Raw genomic sequence first — 22,834 nt, forward strand, 5'->3', positions numbered from 1 at the left:
CGATCAGGCGATCAGTAAGCAGGCATCCCAAGAGGAACGGGGTGGCGTGTCGGTAGCGGAGGCCAGGAGTGCCAAGGCGATACCGGCGGCACCGTTGAGGAATCCAGGACTGGCCTCCCTGTCCCGGACCATCGCCAAGGCAGTGCTCGCGGGGTCGGTGTCTGGTGGGCACACCGCGGCCAGGAGTTCCGGGATCGTGTCGCGGAGCCGTTCGGCAGTTGAGGGGTGGGCGTCGGTGACCATTCGGGCGGCGATGTGGGCGAGTCCGGCGAAGCCGTGGCACAGGCCGTTGTCCGTAGTGGCCTTGAGCTGCGCCGGGTCGGTGAGTGCAGCGATGAGCGCGTTCTCCGCCTCGATTTGGCGGACGTCGTCACCCAGTGCGCCGGCGGCGAACTGTCGGGCACGGGCAGTTCCGGCAGTGCCGTAGCACCATGACGGCCGTCGCGGTACGGACGGGGCAAGATGCCCGTCGCACAGCTCAGTGCGGGTGACCCAGTATGGCCACGCGGGAGCGCTGCTGCCCTGCTCCTGCCAGCGGTCCATCCACGCCAGGATGGTGCGCATAGCGTCGTGATGGCCGTCAACGACGGTTTCATGGCGGGCGCCCAGAGCCAGCAACGCGAGTACGCCGGCGATGCCGTGGGCGAGACCGGTGTTGGCGTGCCCACCGGGGAATCTGCCGTCCGGCCGTCCCGAGGGGCCGCTCAACGTCCACCAGCCCGGCAGCACGTGGTCATCGTCGGTGATCGGCTCGGTGAGACGTACGCAGTAGTCGAGGACGGTCCGTACGATGACGCTGCCAGGGTTGCGGCTCATCAGGTAGCGGCCGTAGCCGGACAGACCGCGGATCACGTCGAACTCTGCGAGAGACGGTAAGAGTTCGGCATCCATGCGGCGGTGCGCAGCGCCTACGCGACGGCGCACGTCGGTGGCGATCTGCACGTCCAGGGTGTCCAGGGCGCGCTGGTAGGGGCCGGGAAGGTACTCGGCGGCACAGGCCACAGTGTGTGCGAGAGCGGGCGCCCCATAGAAGGGGTGGCTGTCTGCTCCGCTGGTGAACGGCTGCCGGGAAGCAGCTGCGAGCCAGTCGTGGACGCGTTGCCACGGCCCGAGGCCGGATGCGGCCCGCTCGATGTGCAGAAGCGTGATCCCCAGCGCCCCGTAGGCGAGTTGTTGTCGATCCGTGGTGGTCGCGTGCGGGCTCACGGAAACGGTGCCGGGATCGGCCAGGAGGCTGGCGACGGCGTCCGACACGGTGAGCGCGAGGTCGTATTTCATCGTTCCCTCCGAGCCATCCAGGCCAGAGCGGTGGCACGTACGAGGTAGAGGCAGATGGCCTCCTCGGAGAAGTCGACCCCGACGTGCCGTACGAAGTGGACGTGCAGCAGCGAGGAGAGCACGTCGTCCAGGTCGATGCCCTGGGTGTCCGGGCCGGGGAGGTGAGACCGGTAGGCGGAGAGTGCTGTGTCCCGGTCAGCCCACGCCTGAACGATGGCCTGACCCCCGGGCACGCTGCGGAGTATCGTCCAGTCGCCAGCGGGGTTCGTGAGACGTACGGTCTCGGTGAACTGCGGGCGCGGAACCGGCGCGGGCGCGGTGGCCGGAATGTGGTCGATCAGCCAGCGCGTCCCGGCCTCGGTGCTGCCGAGGAACGCCGTGGCGATGGACACGGTATGCGCGACCACCAGCGCACGCTGGTGCGGGCGCTGCGGCTGGGAGAGCTGGCGGATGACGGCGTGCGAATCCGCGCGGAATACCTGCTCAGCAGCGTCCCAGGCGGCACCGGAGCCCCAACGGCCCATCTCGCGGTACGAGGTGGGGAACCGAAGATCCGACAGCAGACCTGCGCTACGCAGTTCGTTGGCCCAGACACTCACGGTGCCCGCAGCCTCGCCGAAGGCGCCGACCTCGGGCAGGGCGATGCGTAGCCGAAGGTGCTGAAGTGGGTCACGGAAGCGAATGAACCACCACGGCGGATTGCCGAGTCGCCTCAGAAGGCCCGGGAGGTACTGGGTGAGCAAGGTGTCCTGGCGACGCACGTCGCCATACAGGGTGGCCAGCAGCAAGGGCGAAGCGCCAGGGGGCTGAATCTGCTCCGGGGAGAATGCGCGCGCCGCGGTAGGCGTGGGAAGGGTCGGCCACGCAGGTGCCCGAGTCGCTTTGAGCGGCACGACCACCTCATGCGCGCGACCACCGCACCATCCGTACGCCTCGTCCGGCGGAGCCTCTACGAGGACGGCGCGTTGGGCGCGATTGAGGCGCTGACGCAGCAGCACCCGGTGTCCGGCTTGGTCGAGATCGAGGAGCAGGCGACGGTCGTCCTCGACCAGAAAGACCCGCTGCGGCAGCCGCCGCCGAGCACGCCAGGCGTAGACGGCGGCGTCCCACTCGGAGCGCGATCGGTGGCGGCCCGGCATCTCGGACGCCTCCATCCGCCACCGAGCGGAGGCGAGCACCGTGCGCCCGTAGCGCAGCCGCGGGAGGAACGGCATGGCGGTTGCGGCACCCCAGTCGAAGGTGGTGACCTGCGCGCACTGGGCGCGCGCCAACTCGGTGAGGAACCGCACCAGCGGCGGAGTGTGTTCCTTGAGGTTCAGCGCATGCATCCCCACGGCCTCGACGCGGTGCCCGCGATCGGGAACGGCCAGGTACATGCGGCGGCCATCGCAGGCCACCGCCAGATCCTCGGGGGCGAGCACGTCACCGCCTCGGTCGCGGTGCTCCTGCACGCTGATCACGGTCGGCAAAACCTGCGGAGCGCGAGTGACATGGGCGCTTGAGGACAGCAACGGCGGAAACGAGAGCTGTGCGGGGACAGTGCCGGCATCCGCGGTCGGCAGGTCCGTCATCTCCGCTGCCAGGGCCTCGCGATCCCCGGGAGACAGCACGGGCAGAAACCGGCCCATGGTGACTCCGACACCGCGGGACACACTCACGACCTCCAGCCGGAACCGCCCGCCGTGCAGGTCCTCGGCGCTGGCCGCGTGCACTCGGACACCGATCTCCAGGTGCGGCGGGACCCTGGGCTGCTCGGGCCCGATATCCAGTTCGTCGATCAGCTCGTCGGTGAGGACCACTTCGTCGCGGCCGTCGAGCACGGCGGCCTGCGCGAGGCGCACCAACATGTCATCCCGCCCAGAGAGACGACGGCGGCGCGCGTCCGACGGGGCACCGGGGTAGCCGTCGGGGAATCCGGTCCCGCTGTCTGCGATGACATCCTTCAGGGGCACCATCGTGCCGATGCCGTACTTCTCGTAGAACTGCCGCTGGTACGCCTTCCAGGCCGAGGTCCCATACGGCAGGACGCTGACCCGGGTCAGAGCCTGGGCGGCGCGCTCGATCTCTTGGGCGACCGCTTCGGGCAGTTCGACATCGGCGTCCAGACGGAGGTCAAGGGCAAGGGGGTGGTGCCGGAGACCAGGGGTCTGCGCCCGCATCCGTGCCGTGACACCATCCCGTCCGTTACGGGTGTCGCAGCAGCAGGTACGCAAGTCCGCTTGTACCGCGCGTAGTTCTTGGACCGTGTCGGCGATCGGGTCCAGAGCATCGGCGTCCGCGGCGTCGAGCTGGCACAGCAGGTATGCCAAGGCGTCGGTCTCGGTGCTCGGTGCGTGCAGGTTGGTAATGAGCACCTGGTGCCTGATCAGCTCCTGCACGAGCCAGTGCACCTTCTCCGGCCTTGCCGCGGGGAACTCCGCCGCGATCTTGTCCGCGAGAGCGCTGACGCGAATCGGCGCTTGGGTTGCGTCCAGGACCGCCTGTACCGGAGCGGTCAGGCCAATAGACACCTCTACTGCGCGCGTGCTGCCGTTCCCGTCGGACTGGTACGGCACGACGAGGCGGCCACCACGGCTGACGACGGTGTTGTTGAGGGTCACAAGGAGGCGCTTCAGGAGTTCGGGACACGACTCCAGCCCTTCGACCACGATCGTCAGCCACTCGGCACTTGCCCGGCCAACGACTGTATGACGCGAGCCCCATGCCGTGTGCGCTCGCGCTCCGAAGGAAGCCGAGGTTACGCCGGCGAAGAGTCCGAATGGAGTCGCCCGGTGCTCGGCGCGCAACGCGTAGCGAACCACAGAGACGACCGAGCGGCGCACATCACGCGCGGACGGGGCGTCGGAGGCACACAGGGCATGCACCTGGGATGCGAGGACAGGGCTGGCGTGCCTCAGCGCCTCGGCGATGTCCTCCTCCCCCCACACTTCCCGCAACCACGCGAGCCGGGAGGCGGCGCCGCGGGGCGAGGGGTCATCGAGGTCCGGGCAGAGAGGAATGGGAAGCGCCGGCCGGGCGACGGCTCGGACGAGAGCGGTCTCACCAGCACGGAATGTGGTGCTCGAAGCCATCACGACCTCCGTGGTCCAGGCGGGCAGCCGGTGTCCTCGCGCCAGGGCACGAGGACACCGGCCCGGGATGACGTGCGCCTCGGGTCAGGCCACGTTGGTGGTGCAGGCGCCGCAGGTCTCACCGCAGCCGTCGTCGGTGAGGTTCGTCAGACTGGCGACGTCACCCACCTCCAGCAGCGCGATGTCCAGCACGAATCCGTCCGACGCCGTACCTGACTCCTGCGGGCTCATCTGCGCGGTTCTCGGGGCAGGACGAGAGTCCATCTCGGTCTCCTGTTCTCTGAAGGGCTGTTGGCAAGGGGTCCGCGGGACCCCCGCATCCGGCTGCCGTCGTGCCAGTACAGTCGGATGCGCGAGCACCGCGGCGCTTGACCGTGACCTCGCAGACCCCCTGCGACTACGCTGCAGGCCAGGAAACAGAGATGCGGCAACAACCTTGTTGCGGAGTGCGGTGGCGCGGGTCTTGTCGCCTGTTCGGTCATGTGCTGCTCGCCCCGTGGGCGGGCGCGGATGCGGAACCGAGATGATGGCCGTGCGCCGGTCGCCGCGTCATTCGGGCCTCGGTGCAAGGCCGGGGATTAAGCCTGCGGGGTTGACCGAGGCTCAGCCACGGTTCCTCCCTTCGAGGGGCACCCGGGCCCGGACCTGCTTCCCTACGGGGGTGACGGCGACGTCCCAGCCAGGGGCGAAGGCGTCGACCAAGGGCAGCCCGCGGCCGGACTCTGCGGCAGCGTCGTCCATTCGTACACTCCGGCGGTGGGGAAGGCGGCCTGGGTCAGGGTCGTGCACCTTGACCCACACCCCGAGCTCGGTGACGTCCACCTCGATGACCAACGGAACCAGGTCGCCGTAGGCCCGCACCGCGTTACCGCTCAGCTCTGAGGTAACGAGCTGAGCGGCCTCGGCGGTGCCCGTGCCGACGCCGGCTGCCATGAGGCGCTTACCGATCAGTTCACGCACCAGCCGCAAGTGTTCGGCGCTGGCGTTCATGTGCACCACGAAACCGTGGACGCTCTCGATCAGATAGAACCCGGGGGCGGCCTCCGCAACCGTCTCCGCCACGAGTGCCATGGCTCCTCCGTGACTCGGCCCGCAAGCCGCATGTTCCGCTCCATGTACGCCACGACACCAGTCAACCCGCGGCCGCGGCGCGCTCTTGAGAGAGAGCGTGGCACGATTAAGTGTCAACTCGCAATATTAACACCTCTAGTTGTGGAATCGTTCTATCGTTCTATCGACTTGAGGAGTGCGGTGGTGAAACACTTGGCATATGCCGAATGCGCGACCAGTACCGACCGTGCGGCGTCGGCGCCTCGGTGAGGCTCTGCGTCGCTTCCGCAGCCAGGCCGGGCCGGAGGGCAAGGGCCTCACTCTCGAAGAAGCCGCCGACCTGCTGGCCCGCCTGGACAAGGAGGCCGGCGGCGACGGCGGCGCCTGGACATCGCCGAAGCTTTCGCGGATCGAGACCGCCAAGGCCCACATCCGTGCCGCCGAGGTGGTCCACGTTCTCAAGGCGTACGGGCTCAGTGAGAAGAAGGACGCGGAGGTTTTCACCGCTCTGGAAGGACTGGCCAAGCACGCCGGCCAGAAGGGCTGGTGGCAGACGTACGGCGGAGTCGTGGCCCCTGCGTACGCCGACTACATCTCCCTGGAGTCCGACGCCGAGAGCATCCGTATCTGGTCCCCGCAGCTCATTCCCGGCCTGCTGCAGACGGCCGCCTATGCCCGCGAGACCATCGCGGTCAACGCCACCACCCGCACCCCGCAGGAAGTCACCGCGCTGGCCGAGGTACGCATGGCCCGCCAGGCTGTCCTCAGCCGTCCCGAAGGTCCTTTGAAGCTCTGGGCGATCATCCATGAGGGCGTCCTGCACCAGCGGTTCGCCACCCGCACCACGCTCATGCGCGACCAACTGCGGCGCCTGGTCGAGGTTGCCGAGCTGCCCAACGTCACCCTCCAGGTCATGCCATTGGACGCCAGACCGCACCCGGGCACCACCGGCGGCTTCAGCCTCGTCGGCTTCCCCGGTCCCATGCCTGACGTGGTGCTGTTGGAGAACCTCATCGGCGCGTCCTACGTTGAGGCCGTCGGTGAGGTTGAGGTCTTCGCCGACGCCTTCGAGCGAGTCGTCGCCTCGGCCCTGCCGAGCGACGACTCGCTGGCACTGATCACACGAAGAATGGAAGAAGGAATCCGCACGTGAACCACGACAAGGCTGAGCTGTACGCTCTCGACCTCTCCGACGCCACCTGGACGAAGTCCTCCTTCAGCGGCGGGGAGAACGACTGCGTGGAGGTCGCCGTCCTGCCCGGCGGGGCTCGGGCCGTGCGCGACTCCAAGCACCCCGAGCGAGAGCCCCTTCGCTACACCGCCACCGAGTGGGCGGCCTTCCGTCAGGGCCTGGCCGCCGGAGAACTCTGATCTGAGCATCACCGGCTGAAGAGACAGCGTCTGTTTTCCCGGGTTTTCGAAGTTGGCCGGTGTGCATGTCCCCGTCACGCTGTTGCTGGGGCGGCTGCGGCCGGCAACAGGCCGGGGACGGCGGTCCATGAGCGCCCTGCCAGTCAGGTGTCATGGCCCCACGCGCACCGCTCAACTTCGAAGACCCGCTTTCCCTCGAACCAACCGCGGGAAAGCACGCGCTGCGGAATGTCAGCGCTACCCCGCTTCCGGTCAATTGTCACGGCGGCTCGGCGCGGCGGCCCCTCGTATCGTCATGCCTTCGCCCCCACCGTCGGGAGCGCACCGGGGCCGGGGTGCGGGATACCCCCGGGCCGCCGCCAGGAACGGTGCGGCGCCTGTTCCCCGGACGCCGACGCCGTGGATCTGACCATCGCCGACGGGGAGTTCTTCGCCCTGCTCGGCCCCTCCGGCTGCGGTAAGACGACCCTGCTGCGCACCATCGCAGGTCTTGAGGAGGCCACCGGCGGCGCGGTGCGCATCGGGGGCGACGACGTCACGGCGCTGCCGCCGGGGCGGCGGGACGTCGCCATGGTCTTCCAGGACTACGCCCTTTTCCCGCACATGTCCGTCTCCGACAACATCGCCTACCCGCTGCGCATCAAGAAGGTCGCGGGAGCCGAACGGCGCGCGAAAGCGGCCGAGACCGCGGAGGCGCTGGGCCTCGGCGGGCTGCTCGAGCGCCGCCCGGGGCAGCTGTCCGGCGGCCAGCAGCAGCGCGTCGCGCTGGCCCGCGCGATGGCGTACCGGCCGCGGGCGTTCCTGCTGGACGAGCCGCTGTCCAACCTGGACGCGCGGATGCGTCTTGAGGCGCGCACGTTCCTCAAGCGGCTCCAGCGCGAGCTGCGCGTGACCTGCGTGTTCGTGACGCATGACCAGGCGGAGGCGCTGGCGCTCGCCGACCGGATCGCGGTGCTGGACGACGGGCGGGTGCGGCAGATCGGCACCCCGGCCGAGGTGTTCCGGCGGCCGGCCAACACGTTCGTCGCCTCGTTCATCGGCTCCACGCCCATGAACCTGCTGGACGGCGTCGTCACCGGCGACGGCCGCATCGGCGTCGGCGGGGTGCCGCTGCCGGCGGGGGAGCACGGGCTGCCGGACGGGGAACGGGTCACGTTCGCCGTGCGGCCCGAGTACCTGGGGTACGGCACCGAGCCGGTGGCCGGGGCCCTGCCGGGCCGCGTCACCGTCGTGGAGAACCTGGGCAGCGCCCAGCTGGTCACGCTCGACGGGGACGCGGGCTCCGTGCAGGTCGTCGTGGACGAGGACGTCCCGGTCCCCCTCGGGACCACGGGCTACGCGGCCCCGCGGCCCGAACGGGTGCTGCTGTACCGCGGCGACGGCGAACTGGCCGCGCCGGGGGCGTCTCATGGCGTGGAGCGGTAGGTGGTCACCGTGACTCCGTTGTCGAAGGTCCGGCGGTCCTCGGGGGCGAAGTGGGTGGGGGTGAAGGCCGTGTCGAAGGCGGGGATGCCGCTGCCGGCCACGACCGGGTAGGACTTGATCACCAGGCGGTCGATCTCGGGCAGCAGCGTGCCGGCGAGCTTGCCGCCGCCGCACAGCCAGATGTCCAAACCGTCCTGGCCCTTGAGGTCGCGCACCAGCCGAAGCGGGTGCCCGGGAACGACGGTGACATCCGGGGACGGCGCCCGGCCGAGGCTGCGCGAGATGACGTACTGCTTCAGGTGGGCGTAGGGGCTGGGCATGCCCTCGTCCAGGCCCGGCTGGTAGGCGCCCCGGCCCATGAGGACGGTGTCGAAGCGGCGGTTGGGCGTGTCCGTCAGCCCGAGGGCGGCGCGTGCGGCGGTGGGGATCGTCTCCGGGTAGCGCTCGTTCATCGCCGCCGAGTAGGCCGCGGCCTGCTCCGGGGTGCCCATGGGGTAGAAGTCGAATTCGCCGCGGGGCCCGGCGATGCGGCCGTCGAGCGTGACGGCGACGTAGTAGACGAGCTTTCGCATATCAAATCACTCCAGATGTAGTACTCTGCTTGTGTCGGTTGAACCGTAGTACTACATCTGGAGTGGTGTCAATGGTGCGTCGCAACGACCAGCGCAGGGCCGCGCTCACCGACGCGGCGATCGAGGTGCTGGCGGAACGGGGGGCGCGCGGGCTGACGTTCCGCGCCGTCGACGAAACGGCCGGGCTGCCGCCCGGCACGGCGTCCAACTACTTCACCGACCGCGACGACCTGCTGATCCAGACCGGGCGGCGCGTGTACGAGCGGCTGGACCCGGGCGAGGAGGTGCTGCGCGAGGCCAGGTCCGGGGTTCAGGACAAGGCCAAGTACCTCGCGCTCATGCGGGAGGTGGTGGGGCGCGTCAGCGGGTTCCGCAGCGGCTACCTGGCCCTGCTCGAACTGCGCCTGGAGGCCACCCGCCGCCCCGAGCTGCGCGCGCTGCTCACCGAACGGGTCAGGGCCGACGTCGAGACGAACGTCGAGGCGCACGCCGCCTCCGGACTCCCAGGGGACGCGGTCGCGGTGAAGCTGCTGATCCTCACGCTCAACTGGCTCATCGTCGAACAGCTGACCCTCCCCGGGGTGTACGACGAGGAGGAGCGCGTTCAGCTGGTGGAGCAGGCGGTGGAGCGCCTGGTGCGGGAGCCCTCCGGGGGTGGCAGCTAGTGCCGCGTCAGTCAAGGTTTGCCCGTCAAGGAGCGGCGATCCGGTGCGGTGCATCGCAAGGCGCCGGATCGCCCTCGTGCTGGGCGCACTTGGGTGATGCGGCAACGCAGCGAGGTGCCGTGCCGGGCGTCGCGACGGGGCAAACCTTGGCTGATGGGGCACTAGCGTTCCGCGGGTGCTGCCGAGCGTGTCGGATCAGCTCGCGTCGGCGCCCACGGGGAAAGCGGTCGGTGAGCGGTCAGTGCGGGGGGTGCGGGGGGCGGGGGCGCAGGGCCCGCCAGGTGAGGGCGGCGACGAGCAGGAAGGCCACGGCCGCCACCGCCAGCGCGGCACCGTAGCCGTGCGGGACCGCGGTCGGCGCGGCGGTGCCGTCGCCGATCCTGGCGCTGGTCACCGAGGAGGCCACCGAGACCAACGCGGCGAATCCGACGGTCGGCCCCAGCTCGACCGCCGCGTTGAGGAGGCCGCCGGCCACGCCCGCGTACGCGTCGGGCACGTCCTCCACCGCGATCACCGCGGCGCCCGAGAACGCCAGAGCCACCCCCGCGGGGAACACCAGCATCCCGGCCAGCAGCGTTCCGGCGTACGGCGGGGACCCGCCGATCGTGCTCAGCAGCACCAGACCCCCGGCCGCGACGACGAGCCCGAGGGCCGTCGCGCCGCGGGCGCCGAGCCGGGCGACGGCCCGGCCGCTCAGCGCGGACGACGCGAACAGCACGGCGGCGTAGGGCAGGAACGCCGCGGACGTCGCCGCGGGCGACAGCGACAGTGACCGCTGGAGGTACAGCGGCACGAAGTACGACAGGGTGAACACCCCGGCGGCGCCGGCGGCGAGACCCAGCAGCCCCGTCAGCCGCCGGGGCGACGCGAGGAGCCGGACGGGCACCAGCGGATCGCGCACCCGGCGCTGGAACAGCACGAATCCGGCCGTCAGCAGCACCCCGGCCCCCGCGGTCACGGCCGCGTACCACGGCCAGGACCGTTCCCCGGCGGTGATCAGGCCGTAGCAGGTGGCGGACAGGGCGGCCGTCACCCACAGCGCGCCCGCCCCGTCGAGGCGCTGCCCGGAACGCGGCGGGGCCGCGGGCAGCAGCCGCGCCGCGGCGAGTGCGGCCACGGCGACGGCCGTGGGCAGCGCGAACGCCCAGCGCCAGGAGGCGAGTACGACGACCGGTCCTGAGGTGAGCAGGCCGAGGGCGCCCCCGACGGCCGGCAGCCCGCCCCACAGCGCGACCGCCCGGCGGCGCGCCCGCGCGTCGAGGAAGACCCGGCCGACGAGGGCGAGCGCGGCGGGCGCGGCCAGCGCGGCCCCCGCCCCCTGCACGAAGCGGGCGGCCACCATCGTCGCGAACCCCGCGGCCAGCCCGGCCCCCGCCGAACCGGCCGCGAACACGGCCGTGCCGATCACGAACGTCCGGCGGTGCCCCGCGATGTCGCCCAGCCGCCCGCCGAACAGCAGCAGCCCGCACAGCGACACCGGGTACGCGCTGCTGACCAGGGCCAGCCGTTCCGCGTCGAGGTCGAGGGACCGGCCCACGGACGGCAGCGCCACGTTGAGCACCATCATCGCCATCATCAGCGCGATCTGGACCGCGGCGAGCAGCGGGAACGCCCACCGCGCCGCGCGCGCCCCACCGTTCAGGACGGCGGTCCCGGCGCGTCCGCGTCCGTGTCCGCGTCCGCCGATGCCTCGGTGGCGCGGGCGTGGGCCCGGCCGCGCAGGCTCAGCAGGACGGAGGCACACAGCGCGGAGAGCACGGAGCCGAGCAGGACGGCCACCTTCACATGCTCCTCCAGCTGCGGCGCCTCCGTGAAGGCCAGCTCGGCGATCAGCAGCGACACGGTGAACCCGATCCCGGCGAGCATCGCGCCGCCGAGCACGTCCGGCCAGGTCAGCGACGGGTGCAGCCGTGCCTTGGTGAAGCGCGCGGTCAGCCAGGTGGCACCGAAGACGCCGATCACCTTCCCCGCGAGCAGGCCGAGCGTCACGCCCAGCGCCTCCGGCTCGTGCACCATGTCGGCGAACGTGTCGCCCGAGACCTCGACCCCCGCCGCGAACAGCGCGAACAGCGGCACGGCGACGGCGGCGGAGAAGGGGTGGACGATGTCCTCGACGCGCTCGGCCGGCGACTCCTTCTCCAGCGGCCCGGTCGTGCTGCGCAGCAGCATGCCGATCGCCACGCCCGCGATGGTCGCGTGCACGCCGCTGTTGTACATGAGCGCCCAGATCGTCAGGGCCAGCGGCACGTACAGGTACCAGCCGTGCACACCCCTGCGGTGCAGCTGGTGGAAGAGGACGAGCCCGGCGAGGGCGCCGAGCAACGCCCACAGATTGAGTCCCGAGGTGAAGAAGATCGCGATGATGACGATCGCGATGAGGTCGTCGACGATGGCGAGCGTCAGCAGGAACGTGCGCAGCGCGCCCGGCAGGCGGCGGCCGACGACGGCCAGCACGCCGAGCGCGAACGCGATGTCGGTGGCCATCGGCACCGCCCAGCCGCCCATATCGCCGTCGCCCACGCCCACGACGGTGACGTAGACCAGCGCGGGCACGGCCATGCCGCCGACCGCGGCGATGACCGGCAGCAGCGCGGCGGCCGGACGGCGCAGCTCGCCGACGGTCAGCTCGCGTTTCAGCTCGATGCCGGCGATGAAGAAGAAGATCGCGAGCAGTCCGTCCGAGGCCCAGTGCCCGACCGACAGCTCCAGGCCGAGGGCGGGGATGTCCAGGTGGTGGTCGCGCAGCGACAGGTAGTCGTCGGCGATCGGCGAGTTGGCCAGGAAGAGGGCGAGGGCCGCGGCGATCAGCAGGAACACCCCGCCGGTGACTTCCAGGCGCAGGAACTCCGCGACGGAGCGGCGGCTGCGCTCCTCCTCGACGTTCGGGTCCTTGGTCGGGCGGAAGGAAGGCAGGGAGGGACGCGACGCCATGAAGAAGACCTTTCGGGCCGGAAACGGACAAACATCAGCATTTGCCGACCAGACTTCCCGGCGCACCACAGGTCAGACGTGCTCGCCTTGACGCTGTCTTGACACCGTACCCGCAAAAGTCCAGATATTCACTCGCGTCTCAGCTGAGATCGGTGAACGCCTCCACCGCCCGCGTCTTCCCTGTCACGATGATCACATCGCCCTGTTCCACCACCGTCTCGGCCGTCGCGTGCGTGAAGTCCTGCCCCGGCCGTTTGATCCCGACGACCGTCACGCCGTGCTTGGTGCGCACCGCGCTGACGCCCAGCGGCACCCCGGTCGCCACCTCCGGCGCCACCGTCTTGACCAGGGCGTAGCCGTCGTCGAACTCGATGAAGTCCAGCATCCGGCCGGTCACCAGATGGGCCACCCGCTCGCCCATCTCGTACTCGGGCAGCACCACGTGGTGGGCGCCGAGCCGCTCCAGAATCCGGCCGTGCTGGCGGCTGATCGCCTTGGCCCAGATGTTCGGCACGCCGTCGTCCAGCAGGTTCCCCGTGACGAGCATGCTGGCCTCGATGTTCGTGCCGATCGCCACCACCGCCGTGGTGAACTCGTGAACGCCCAGCTGCCGCAGCACCTCCGCGTCGGTGCAGTCGGCCACCGCGACGTGGGTGAGGGCGTCGCTGTGCTGCTGAACGATGCGTTCGTCGTCGTCGACGCCCAGCACCTCCCAGCCGCGGCGCATCAGCTCCTCGGCCAGGGAGCTGCCGAACCGGCCCAGGCCGATCACGGCGATCCGCTGGTCACGGGTGTCGCGCTGCGCGTAGGTCTGGGCGAGGCGTTTGCCGCGCCGGCGGCGCAGCGAGTGCAGATGGTTGCTCATGATTATCCAATGATGGGGCGCTCTTCCGCGAGCTGGTAGCGGCGGGTGCGTTCGCGCAGGGCCAGGGCCGAGACGAGGGTGATCGGGCCCACCCGCCCGATGAACATGAGGACGATGATGATGAGCTGGGCCGGCCCCGGCAGTTCCTGGGTCAGCCCGGTGGTCATGCCCACGGTGCTGAACACCGACACCGTCTCGAAGAGCACGAGGTCGGTGCGGGCGTCCACCATGGCCAGCAGCGCGATCGTCGCCGCGATCACCACGCCCACGCCGAGCAGCGCCACCGTCAGCGCCTGCCGCAGCACGTGCGGCGCGAGCTTGCGGCGGAAGACGCCGGAGGTCGGCTCGCCGCGGACCTCGGCCAGGATCGCGACGCCCAGCACCGCGAACGTGGTGACCTTGATGCCGCCGGCCGTGCCCGCGCTGCCGCCGCCGATGAACATGAGCACGTTGGTGCCCAGCAGCGTCGCCGGCTCCATCGCGGCGATGTCGGTGGCGTTGAACCCGGCGGTGCGGCTGACCGCCGAGTGGAAGAACGCGCCAAGCACCTTGTCGACCGTGCCCATCGGCCCGAAGGTGCTCTCGTTGGACCACTCGAGCCCAAGCGTCAGCAGGAAGCCCGCGAGCAGCAGCGCCCCGGAGACGATGAGCGTCAGCTTCAGGTGCAGCGACCAGACGCGCGACCGCCCGGTGCGGCGGCGCGCGCGGTGGTGCAGCAGCTCGATGATCACCGGGAAGCCGAGGCCGCCGAGGATCACCGCGACCGCCACGGGCACGAGCACCCACGGATCGCCCGCGTAGGCCGTCATATTGTCCGAACGCAGCCCGTGCCCCGAGTTGTTGAAGGCCGTGACCGCGTGGAAGACGCCGTGGTAGAGGGCCCGGCCGAACGGCTCGCCGTGACCGAGTGCGAAGCGCAGCGTGAGGATCGTCGCGGTCACCGACTCCACGACGAGCGTGATCAGCCCCACCCGCAGCAGGACGCCCCGGACGTCACCGATACCGATCTTCGTCTCGGCCTGCGCGTGCAGCGCCATCCGCAGCCGCAGCTTGCCCGCGACGAGCAGCGCGAGCAGCGAGGCCAGCGTCATGATCCCGAAACCGCCGGCCTGGACCAGCAGCAGCGTCACGCCCTCGCCGAAGCCGCTCCAGTAGGTGCCGGGGTCCACCACCGGCAGGCCCGTCACGCAGACCGCGGCCGTCGCGGTGAACAGCGCGGTCAGCAGTCCAGGCGAGGTGCCGTCCGCCGTGGCGAGCGGCAGGGCCAGCAGGGTAGTGCCGATGACGACGGCCGCGGCGAACGCGGTGGCCACCACGCGCGCCGGGTGGATGTCGCTGATCGTCCGGCCCATGGGGGCCAAGAGGGGCGCCACGTCGATCGCCGTTCCGTTCCTGTCCGGTCGTGGTCCGCCCGGTCGGGGCCGGACCGACAACCGGCCCACCCTAACGCCGCCCTGGCACCCGCCCCCGGTTTCTTAACGCGGTCCTGGCACTCGGCGCCGCCCGGCGGAACCGGGGGCCCCGTCCGTGCGTGAGGTATAGGGACAACCGATGAACGGGACAGGGGGCGCGGGCATGGGGGATTTCCTGGAGACCGCGGTCCGGTTCCCGGCCGTGATCTTCTCCCTGCCGCTCGCCGTCGTCCTCGTCTACTGGATGTTCTCCATCGTCTTCGGCGTGGGCACCTCGGTGGCCGACAGCGCGGAGCCGGGCGAGCCGGGCGGCTTCGCCGGGGCGCTGACGCCGCTCGGCCTGGGCGGGGTGCCCGCCGCCATCCCGGTCTCCCTGGTCACGGCCGTGGCCTGGTTCACGGCCATGGCCGGCACCGAGCTGCTCGACGCCGGCTGGCAGCGCGTGGCGACGGTGCCGGTGGCACTGCTCGCCGGGTGGCTCGGGGCGTGGCTGGTCGTGCTGCCGCTGCGCCGCGCGTTCCCCGACGAGACCGGGATCTACCACAAGGACTTCGTCGGCCGGGTGTGCGTCATCCGCACCGGCCAGGTGTCGGCCGCGTTCGGCCAGGCGGAGGTCGCCGCCGACGACGGGGGCACCGCGATCATCCAGGTGCGGGCCGAGGGCCCGGAGGCCGAGGAGCTGACCTCGGGCCGTCGCGCCCTGATCTACGGCTACGAGCCGGAGGGCGCGTTCTTCTGGGTCGCGCCTTACGATTCGGGCGAGTTGGCCCCGGAGGAGAACCGCCGGCCCGTCTGAACGCGTCCTTCACCGTATCGTCCAAGGATCTTCTCATCGTTCAGGGATCTTCACGAGGGGGGCCTCAACCAGCCATGGACACCATTGGCATCAGCCTCGGCGTGCTCATCGCCGTGGTGCTGATCATCGTCATCGCGGTCGTGTTCATACTCACGCGCCTGTTCCGCAAGGTCGAGCAGGGCAAGGCGCTCATCATCTCCAAGGTCCGCAAGGTCGACGTGACGTTCACCGGTGCCCTCGTGGTGCCCGTGCTGCACAAGGCCGAGGTCATGGACATCTCCGTGAAGGCCATCGAGATCGGCCGCACCGGCAAGGAGGGCCTGATCTGCCGGGACAACATCCGGGCCGATATCCGGATCTCCTTCTTCGTCCGCGTCAACAAGACGGTCTCCGACGTCATCAAGGTGGCGCAGGCCATCGGCACGGAGCGCGGCAGCGACCGGGCGACCCTCCAGGAGCTGTTCAACGCCAAGTTCTCCGAGGCGCTGAAGACCGTCGGCAAGCATGTGGACTTCGCCGACCTCTACACCAAGCGCGAGGAGTTCCGCGACCGCATCATCGCGGTGATCGGCACCGACCTCAACGGCTACAGCCTTGAGGACGCGGCCATCGACTACCTGGAGCAGACCCCCCTCAGCGCCCTCGACAAGGACAACATCCTCGACGCCCAGGGCATCCGCAAGATCACCGAGCTGACGGCCGCGCAGCACGTCCTCACCAACGAGTTCAGGCGCACCGAGGAGAAGGAGATCACGCGGCAGAACGTCGACGCGCGCGAGACCGTCCTCGAACTCGAACGCCGCCAGGCCGACGCGGAGATCAAGCAGAAGCGCGAGATCGAGACGACCCGGGCCCGCGAGGAGGCCGAGACCTTCCGCATCCAGTCCGAGGAGCGGCTGCGCGCCCAGACCGCCGCCATCAAGACCGACGAGCAGCTCGGCGTGCAGAACGAGAACCGCGAACGCGAAATCGTCGTCGCCCGCCTCAACCGCGACCGCGTCGTCGCCGTCGAGAACGAGCGCATCGAGAAGGACCGCCTGCTCGAAGTCATCGCGCGCGACCGTGAGACGGAGCTCCAGCGCATCGCCAAGGACAAGGAACTTGAGGGCGAGAAGCGGGAGATCGCCGACGTCATCCGCGAGCGCATCGCGGTGGAGAAGACCGTGGCGCAGCAGGAGGAGGACATCAAGAAGCTGCGCGCCGTCGAGGAGGCGGAACGCGACCGGCAGGCGCTGATCATCCAGGCCGAGGCCGAGGCGCAGGAGCGCCTGGTGAAGGACATCAAGGCCGCCGAGGCGGCCGAGGCCGCCGCCGAGCACCGCGCCCGCGAGACCCTGACGATGGCCGACGCCCGCCGCAAGGCCGCCGATCTCGACGCCCAGTCGGCGATCCGGCTGGCCGAGGGCAAGCGCGCCGACGTCGCCGCCGAGGGCCTGGCCGAGGCCGAGGTGCAGGAGCGCATGGCCGACGCCATCGCCAGGACGCGGCACGCCGAGGCCGAGGCGGCCCGCGAAATGGGCCTGGTCCAGGCGCACGTCGCCAAGGAGAAGGGCCTGGCCGAGGCCGAGGCCACCCGCGAGGGCGGCCTCGCCGAGGCGGGCGCGCTGCGCGAGAAGATGCAGGCGGAGGCCGTCGGCATCAAGGACAAGGCCGAGGCCATGGCCGCCCTGGACGTCGCCAGCCGGGACCACGAGGAGTACCGGCTGCGCCTTGAGGCCGAGAAGGAGGTGCGGATCGCCGGCATCGACGTGCACCGGCAGATCGCCGAGGCCCAGGCCGCGCTGGTCGGCACCGGACTGGAGAACGCCAAGATCGACATCGTCGGCGGCGACTCCGTCTTCTTCGACCGCCTCGTCGGCGCCATCTCCGGCGGCAAGAGCCTGGACGCGTTCATCGACCGCTCCGAGCACGCCCGCACCCTGGCCGGTCCTTGGCTGGACGAGAACGGCTCCACGTTCACCCGCGACCTCGGCGCCATGGTCGCCGGGCTCGGCGCGGGCGGCGTGCGGGACCTGACCCTCGCCGGGCTGCTCACCTCGCTGGCCTCCCGCGGCGGCGACTCCACCGGACAGCTCGGCGGCCTCCTGGACACCCTGCGCGCCCAGGGCCTGGCCGATCTGAAGGTGAGCGACCTGTCCGGCGCGGGCGCCGCACCGCACGCGGCGGCGACCGCCAACAACTCGGTGTCGCTGGCCAAGTAGCGGCCTAGCGGTCTAGCGGTCTAGCGGCCCGCGAGCACACCAGCCAGGCAGTCACCAGTGGGGGGAACAGACGACGTGACCGACGTGACCGACGTGACGGAAGCGGCCGGCGACACCGACGTGGCGGGCGACGGCGGCAGCTACGAGGTCCTGCGCAACCGCATGCTGGCCGCGGCGGACGACCTCGCCCGCCGCGCCGAGGACCTCAACGCCCGCCGCATCCAGGCGTTCGGCGGCCTCGAACTCGAACTCGCCGCCACCGAACGGCTCCGCACCGAACGTCCCGCCGTGCCCAGCGACCTGACCCAGGTCGGCGGGCTGCTGCTGGCCGGGCACCACGACCCGGCCGGCCGCGACCTGCTCACCCTCCACCGCCGCAGCGGCCAGGCCCTGGTCCCGGCACCGCCCGACGCGGTGCCGGGGCTGCTGGCCGACCCCGCGTTCCGGCGGGACCTGGACGAGCTGTACCGCTACTTCCAGCAGGCGCGCCTCACCCGCCTGCGCACCGTGGGCCCGCTCCTGCTCGCCGTCTTCCAGACCGGCGAACAGGCCGCCGACATCCGCGTGCTGCGCTGGCGGCTGCACCCCGAGGGGCACGCCGAATACCTCGACGCCAAGGGCGAACGCGACCACCTGGCGCCCGTCGCCGAGGCCCTCACCTGGACCCCGGCCGCCCGCGAGGACCACGTCGCGGGCAAGTACCCGCACATCGGCGTCCAGGACACCCTGTACGTGTCCACCGTCGGCGGCTCCCTCACCATCAAGACCGAGAACGACACCACCACCCCCGACGGCGTCCACCGCGAGCCCGTCGACGACCCCCTCCAGTCCCTCGCCGACGCGGCCGTCGCCCACGCCCGCGTCGGCCCCCTGCTGCTGCTGCGCGTCCTGCCCTACAACGAGCGGGCGCCGCGCCACCTCGTGCACAACACCCGCACCGGGGAGATCATCCGCCTCGACGGCATCGGCCGGGACTGCCGCGTCCTGCCCGACGACCAGGGGCTGATCTTCGCCGGCGGCTACTACCTGTCCGCCGCGCCCGCCGGCTCGGCCGCGCGGACCTTCGACACCGACACCGACACGGCGGGGCTCGCGTTCGACAGCCTGGTCCGTTCGCCCAACGGCGAGGACCTGCTGTACGTCTTCCGCTCCCACCGCGACGGCGGCACCCTGCTGCTGCCCTACAACCTCATCCGCAAGGAAGTCGTCACCCCGCTGTCCGCCCGCGGCTTCGCCCTCTTCGACGACGGCACGCTCGCGCTGCTGCGCGCCGCCGGCGGCGGCGGTTCCGAGCCGGCCCGCGCCCACCCGGTGCAGCTGTGGCGCACCCCGTTCGTCTCCGAGGCGCACGCCGCGGAACAGCCGAGGGACGACAGCCCGCTGGACCGCATCGGCAACGCCGAGCTGGTGCGCGGCATCTCCGACGCGCTGACCCTCGCCCGGCTCGCCGGCGACCTCGAACCCCGCACCGCCGTCTTCGAGGCCGTCGCCGCCGCCTGCGACCGCCTCACCGACCAGCACCCGTGGCTGCGCCTGCCCGACCTGCCCGACCTGCACGAGCCGGTCGCCGTGCTGCGCGCCACGGCCATCGACGTCGTCGACGAGTACGCGCGCGTCCGGCAGTTGCGCGACCAGGCCCGTTCCGCCGTCGAGGAGGCGGACGCGGACACGACCGCGCTGCTGCGCCGCGCCCGCGGCGAGGCGCACCGCACCGCGGCCGACTGGGTGGAACTGCTGACCGACCTGCGCCGCGCCCAGGGCCGCACCGAGGCGCTGCGCGGCCTGCGCCACGCCGACGCCGCCGCGATCGACGCCATCGCCGGCCGCCTGGACGAGGGGCTGGCCGCCACCGGCCGCCGCGCCGTCGCGTTCCTCGCCAGGCCGGACGCGTTCGACGACACCCTCGCCGCGACCGGTCACCTGGCAGAACGGGCCGGCGCCGCCGACAGCGTCGCGCACACCGAGCCGCTGGCCGCCGAGATCGAGGAACAGGCCGACGCGCTGCGGACCGTCACCGACGTCGTCGGCGGCCTCGACATCGCGGACGCCACCGTGCGCACCGGGCTGCTGACGCGTCTCGGCGAGGTCATGGCCGCCGTCAACCGCGCCCGCGCCGTGCTGGAGGGGCGCCGCCGCGAGCTGGCCGAGTCCGAGGGCCGCGCCGAGTTCACCGCGGAGTTCGCGCTGCTCGGCCAGGCCGTCGTCGCGGGCCTCGCCGCCGCCCGCACGCCCGAGGAGTGCGACGAGCAACTCGGGCGCCTGCTCATCCAGGTGGAGAACCTCACCGCGCGCTTCGGCGCCTTCGACGACTTCCTCGACCGGCTCACCGAGCAGCGCGAGGAGATCTACGAGACCTTCGCCGCGCGCAAGCAGGCCAAGCTCGACGAGCGGGCGCACCACGCGCAGCGGCTCGCCGCCTCCGCCGACCGGCTGCTCGCCACCCTCACCCGCCGCGCCACCGCGCTGCCCGACCAGGACGCCGTCCACACCTACTTCGCCGCCGACCCGCTCGTCGCCCGCGTCCGCGCCACCATCGGCGAACTCCGCGCCGATGGCGGCACCGTGCCCGCCGACGAGCTGGAAGGCCGCCTGGCCGCGGCCAGGCAGGAGGCCGTCCGTGCGCTGCGCGACCGCGCCGACCTGTACGCGGCGGACGGCCAACTGCGGCTCGGGCGGCACCTCTTCTCCGTCACCGACCAGCCCGTCGACCTGACCCTCGTGCCGCACGGCGAGGGGCTCGCGTTCGCCGTCACCGGCACCGACTACCGGGCCGCCGTGGACGATCCTGGACTGGCCGCGGTGCGCCACTTCCACGACCAGCCGCTGCCCTCGGAGTCGCCCGACGTCTACCGCGCCGAGCATCTGGCCGCCCGCGTGCTGCCCGAGGCGCTGAACGGCGGCGACCCGGCGCGGCTCGTACTGGCCGCCGCCGAGTCCGCCTACGACGAGGGCTACGACCGCGGCGTCCACGACCACGACGCGACGGTCATCCTCACCGCGCTGCTGCGCCTGCACCACGGCGCCGACCTGCTGCGGCACCCGCCGGACGTCCGCGCCGCCGCTCAGCTGTTCTGGGCGCACGGCTGCGCCGACGCGCAGCGCGCCGCCTGGGCGACCCGCGCCCAGTCCCTCGCGCGCGCCCGCGCCGCCTACGGCGCCGCCGCCGAGCCGCCCGCCGCCGCCCTCGCCGCTGAACTGGCCGCCGCCGTGGCCGGTTTCACGCCCGACGAGGAGGTTCCCGCGGCCGTCGGCAGCTACCTCTTCGAGGAACTGGCGCGCGGCGGCCCGGTCTTCGCGACCGGCCCCGCGGCCCGCGCGCTCCTGGACGACTTCCGCGCCACGACAGGTCCTGGCGGCGTCAAGGAGCTGACCCGCGAACTCGCGGGCCTGGGCGATGACATGCCCGCCCGCCGCCAGCTGCTGACCGCCTGGCTCGGCGCGTTCGCCGCGAGCACGGGCCGCGGCACCACCGACCTGCCGGAGGCCGTGGCCGTCGAACTGTGCTCCACCGCGCTCGGCCACCGCTTCGTCGACGCCCCGCTGACCGCCACCGCCGACGGGCTGCTCGGCAGCCACCCCAGGATCGACGGCGGCGGACTCACGCTGCGCCTGGACGAGTTCCTGACCCGCACCGAGCGGTTCCGCACCGTCCGCGCGCCCGCGCACCGCGCCTACACGCGGCGCCGCAACGCGCTGCTCGACGCGGAGAGGACCCGCATGCGGATCGCGGCCCACCGCCCGCGCGTCATGCCCGCGTTCGTCCGCAACCGCCTCCTGGACGAGGTGTATCTGCCGCTCATCGGCGACAACTTCGCCAAGCAGCTCGGCACCGCGGACGACGCCCGCCGCACCGACAGCCAGGGCCTGCTGCTCCTGCTGTCCCCGCCCGGCTACGGCAAGACCACGCTCATGGAGTACCTGGCGGCCCGCCTCGGCCTGGTCTTCGTCAAGGCGGACGGCCCCGCCCTCGGCCACGGCACCACCTCCCTCGACCCGGCCGCGGCCCCCGACGCCGCCGCGCGCCGCGAGGTCGAGAAGATCAACTTCGCGCTGGAGATGGGCAGCAACGTGCTGCTCCACCTCGACGACATCCAGCACGTCTCGCCCGAGCTGCTGCAACGCTTCATCCCGCTGTGCGACGCGCAGCGGCGCGTCGACGGCGTCCGCGCCTCCGACGGCTCGACCGCCACGTTCGACCTGCGCGGCAAGCGGTTCGCGATCTCCATGGCGGGCAACCCGTTCACCGAGTCCGGCACCCGCTTCCGGCTGCCCGACATGCTGGCCAACCGCGCCGACGTGTGGAACCTGGGCGACATCACCGCCGGCCGCGCCGACCTCTTCGCGCTGAGCCACATCGAGAACGCCCTCACCGCGAACCCCGTCCTCGCGCCCCTCGCCGGCCGCGAACGCGCCGACACCGACCTGCTGGTCCGCCTCGCCCGCGGCGACGCGGGCGCGAACGCCGACCGGCTGAGCCACCCCTACACCCCGGCCGAACTCGACCGCGTCCTGGCCGTCCTGCGGCACCTGCTGCACGTCCAGCGCACCGTGCTCGCCGTCAACGCCGCCTACATCGCCTCCGCTGGACAGGACGACGCCACCCGCACCGAGCCCCCGTTCCGCCTCCAGGGCTCCTACCGCGACACCAACGCGATCGCCGCCCGCATCGCGCCCGTCATGAACGAGGCCGAGCTGGACGCCCTCATCGACGACCACTACACCGCCGAGGCCAGGACCCTCACCAGCGGCGCCGAGGCGGCGCTGCTGAAACTGGCCGAGATCAGGGGCCGCCTGACCCCGGAGCAGGCCGAACGGTGGGCCACGGTGAAGCGCGCCGGAGCGGCCGGTCGGGGGGCCGTTCGGGGGGCCCGCCGGCTGTGAAACCGAGTCCGGAACAGTCGAGTTGGGTACAGTCCGGCCGGGCACCGCCGCATCCGGATGTTCGACCGGGACGGGTGCGACATCGGAACACTGGTCTGGAAGGTCTGCGACGCCTGCCGCGTCGGGAGCATCAATAAAATCTCCATCACCACTGAGCACCAGCGCCAGGGCATCGGCCGCCGCCTGATCCACCGGGCGCTCGCCGACGGCCCCGGCTACACCTGGCAGACCACTGGCCAGTCCCCGGAGGCGAAGTAGTTCTTCCCTGTACTGGAGAAGGAGACAAGCACTCCGCGATGTCTGTGGTGCGGCGGGT

17 protein-coding genes are annotated in these 22,834 nt (G+C 71.6%); 8 read left to right on the forward strand and 9 right to left on the reverse strand.

What is annotated here, in order from left to right:
• Positions 1 to 3 precede the first annotated feature (3 nt).
• From RM779_RS23880 to RM779_RS23895, 4 genes are all read right to left on the reverse strand, one after another.
• Positions 4 to 1,278 carry a lanthionine synthetase C family protein gene (locus RM779_RS23880; protein WP_311619791.1) on the reverse strand — a complete coding sequence of 425 codons (1,275 nt, stop codon included), beginning with the start codon at positions 1,276 to 1,278 and terminating at the stop codon, positions 4 to 6.
• On the reverse strand, positions 1,275 to 4,349 hold the full coding sequence (locus tag RM779_RS23885; RefSeq protein WP_311619792.1) for a lantibiotic dehydratase: 3,075 nt from the start codon (positions 4,347 to 4,349) through the stop codon (positions 1,275 to 1,277). Before RM779_RS23885 ends, RM779_RS23880 begins: the two co-directional genes overlap by 4 nt.
• Positions 4,350 to 4,433: 84 nt before the next feature.
• Complete coding sequence (locus RM779_RS23890) at positions 4,434 to 4,613, reverse strand: FxLD family lanthipeptide (RefSeq protein WP_311619793.1); 180 nt, start codon at positions 4,611 to 4,613, stop codon at positions 4,434 to 4,436.
• Between the two features lie 339 nt (positions 4,614 to 4,952).
• Entirely contained in the window at positions 4,953 to 5,420 is a 468-nt protein-coding gene (locus tag RM779_RS23895; RefSeq protein ID WP_311619794.1) for an ATP-binding protein, read from the reverse strand.
• 199 nt (positions 5,421 to 5,619) lie between these two features.
• Here RM779_RS23895 and RM779_RS23900 point away from each other — a divergent pair, with 199 nt between their 5' ends.
• The 3 genes from RM779_RS23900 (at position 5,620) to RM779_RS23910 (ending at position 8,195) form a co-directional block, all read left to right on the forward strand.
• Positions 5,620 to 6,552: a DUF5753 domain-containing protein gene (locus RM779_RS23900; RefSeq protein ID WP_311619795.1), complete on the forward strand. Its 933-nt coding sequence runs from the start codon at positions 5,620 to 5,622 to the stop codon at positions 6,550 to 6,552.
• Positions 6,549 to 6,770, forward strand: coding sequence for a DUF397 domain-containing protein (locus RM779_RS23905; protein WP_311619796.1), 222 nt, complete (start codon positions 6,549 to 6,551; stop codon positions 6,768 to 6,770). The genes RM779_RS23900 and RM779_RS23905 overlap by 4 nt, the downstream gene beginning before the upstream one ends.
• Positions 6,771 to 7,169: 399 nt before the next feature.
• The gene (locus RM779_RS23910; protein WP_311619797.1) at positions 7,170 to 8,195 is read left to right on the forward strand and encodes an ABC transporter ATP-binding protein; all 1,026 of its coding nucleotides are present in this window, start codon (positions 7,170 to 7,172) and stop codon (positions 8,193 to 8,195) included.
• Here RM779_RS23910 and RM779_RS23915 read toward each other — a convergent pair.
• Positions 8,177 to 8,767, reverse strand: a complete 591-nt coding sequence (locus RM779_RS23915; protein WP_311619798.1) for a dihydrofolate reductase family protein — start codon at positions 8,765 to 8,767, stop codon at positions 8,177 to 8,179. The two genes, RM779_RS23910 and RM779_RS23915, sit on opposite strands and share 19 nt — an antisense overlap.
• Positions 8,768 to 8,838: 71 nt before the next feature.
• Between RM779_RS23915 and RM779_RS23920 the strand changes: the two genes are divergently transcribed.
• Complete coding sequence (locus RM779_RS23920; protein ID WP_311619799.1) at positions 8,839 to 9,432, forward strand: TetR/AcrR family transcriptional regulator; 594 nt, start codon at positions 8,839 to 8,841, stop codon at positions 9,430 to 9,432.
• Positions 9,433 to 9,670: 238 nt separating this feature from the next.
• Here RM779_RS23920 and RM779_RS23925 read toward each other — a convergent pair whose 3' ends face one another.
• The 4 genes from RM779_RS23925 to RM779_RS23940 form a co-directional block, all read right to left on the reverse strand.
• Positions 9,671 to 11,176 (reverse strand): MFS transporter, encoded by a 1,506-nt coding sequence (locus tag RM779_RS23925; protein WP_311619800.1) that lies wholly within the window; start codon positions 11,174 to 11,176, stop codon positions 9,671 to 9,673.
• Positions 11,071 to 12,363 carry a Na+/H+ antiporter NhaA gene (gene nhaA / locus RM779_RS23930; RefSeq protein WP_311619801.1) on the reverse strand — a complete coding sequence of 431 codons (1,293 nt, stop codon included), beginning with the start codon at positions 12,361 to 12,363 and terminating at the stop codon, positions 11,071 to 11,073. Before nhaA ends, RM779_RS23925 begins: the two co-directional genes overlap by 106 nt.
• A 139-nt stretch (positions 12,364 to 12,502) precedes the next feature.
• On the reverse strand, positions 12,503 to 13,228 hold the full coding sequence (locus RM779_RS23935) for a potassium channel family protein (protein WP_171987774.1): 726 nt from the start codon (positions 13,226 to 13,228) through the stop codon (positions 12,503 to 12,505).
• Positions 13,229 to 13,230: 2 nt separating this feature from the next.
• The gene (locus RM779_RS23940) at positions 13,231 to 14,601 is read right to left on the reverse strand and encodes a TrkH family potassium uptake protein (protein ID WP_311619802.1); all 1,371 of its coding nucleotides are present in this window, start codon (positions 14,599 to 14,601) and stop codon (positions 13,231 to 13,233) included.
• A gap of 178 nt (positions 14,602 to 14,779) precedes the next feature.
• Here RM779_RS23940 and RM779_RS23945 point away from each other — a divergent pair, with 178 nt between their 5' ends.
• The 4 genes from RM779_RS23945 (at position 14,780) to RM779_RS23960 (ending at position 22,776) form a co-directional block, all read left to right on the forward strand.
• Positions 14,780 to 15,436, forward strand: coding sequence for a hypothetical protein (locus RM779_RS23945; protein WP_311619803.1), 657 nt, complete (start codon positions 14,780 to 14,782; stop codon positions 15,434 to 15,436).
• A 74-nt stretch (positions 15,437 to 15,510) separates the two neighbouring features.
• Complete coding sequence (locus RM779_RS23950; RefSeq protein ID WP_311619804.1) at positions 15,511 to 17,637, forward strand: SPFH domain-containing protein; 2,127 nt, start codon at positions 15,511 to 15,513, stop codon at positions 17,635 to 17,637.
• A gap of 162 nt (positions 17,638 to 17,799) precedes the next feature.
• Positions 17,800 to 22,518 carry a DNA repair ATPase gene (locus tag RM779_RS23955; protein ID WP_311619831.1) on the forward strand — a complete coding sequence of 1,573 codons (4,719 nt, stop codon included), beginning with the start codon at positions 17,800 to 17,802 and terminating at the stop codon, positions 22,516 to 22,518.
• 57 nt (positions 22,519 to 22,575) lie between these two features.
• A complete protein-coding gene (locus tag RM779_RS23960) occupies positions 22,576 to 22,776 on the forward strand; it encodes a GNAT family N-acetyltransferase (RefSeq protein ID WP_311619805.1) in 201 nt (66 codons plus the stop codon).
• Positions 22,777 to 22,834: the final 58 nt, after the last annotated feature.

The sequence above is a fragment of the Streptomyces johnsoniae genome (assembly GCF_031845565.1).
In the GTDB taxonomy this organism is placed as follows: domain Bacteria; phylum Actinomycetota; class Actinomycetes; order Streptomycetales; family Streptomycetaceae; genus Streptomyces; species Streptomyces johnsoniae.

Bases quoted from the DNA above. Each gene is read 5' to 3' on its own strand.
- RM779_RS23880 (WP_311619791.1), bottom strand. From the start codon at position 1,278: ATGAAATACGACCTCGCGCTCACCGTGTCGGACGCCGTCGCCAGCCTC.
- RM779_RS23885 (WP_311619792.1), bottom strand. From the start codon at position 4,349: ATGGCTTCGAGCACCACATTCCGTGCTGGTGAGACCGCTCTCGTCCGA.
- RM779_RS23890 (WP_311619793.1), bottom strand. From the start codon at position 4,613: ATGGACTCTCGTCCTGCCCCGAGAACCGCGCAGATGAGCCCGCAGGAG.
- RM779_RS23895 (WP_311619794.1), bottom strand. From the start codon at position 5,420: ATGGCACTCGTGGCGGAGACGGTTGCGGAGGCCGCCCCCGGGTTCTAT.
- RM779_RS23900 (WP_311619795.1), top strand. From the start codon at position 5,620: ATGCCGAATGCGCGACCAGTACCGACCGTGCGGCGTCGGCGCCTCGGT.
- RM779_RS23915 (WP_311619798.1), bottom strand. From the start codon at position 8,767: ATGCGAAAGCTCGTCTACTACGTCGCCGTCACGCTCGACGGCCGCATC.
- RM779_RS23920 (WP_311619799.1), top strand. From the start codon at position 8,839: ATGGTGCGTCGCAACGACCAGCGCAGGGCCGCGCTCACCGACGCGGCG.
- nhaA (WP_311619801.1), bottom strand. From the start codon at position 12,363: ATGGCGTCGCGTCCCTCCCTGCCTTCCTTCCGCCCGACCAAGGACCCG.
- RM779_RS23935 (WP_171987774.1), bottom strand. From the start codon at position 13,228: ATGAGCAACCATCTGCACTCGCTGCGCCGCCGGCGCGGCAAACGCCTC.
- RM779_RS23945 (WP_311619803.1), top strand. From the start codon at position 14,780: ATGAACGGGACAGGGGGCGCGGGCATGGGGGATTTCCTGGAGACCGCG.
- RM779_RS23950 (WP_311619804.1), top strand. From the start codon at position 15,511: ATGGACACCATTGGCATCAGCCTCGGCGTGCTCATCGCCGTGGTGCTG.
- RM779_RS23955 (WP_311619831.1), top strand. From the start codon at position 17,800: ATGCTGGCCGCGGCGGACGACCTCGCCCGCCGCGCCGAGGACCTCAAC.
- RM779_RS23960 (WP_311619805.1), top strand. From the start codon at position 22,576: ATGTTCGACCGGGACGGGTGCGACATCGGAACACTGGTCTGGAAGGTC.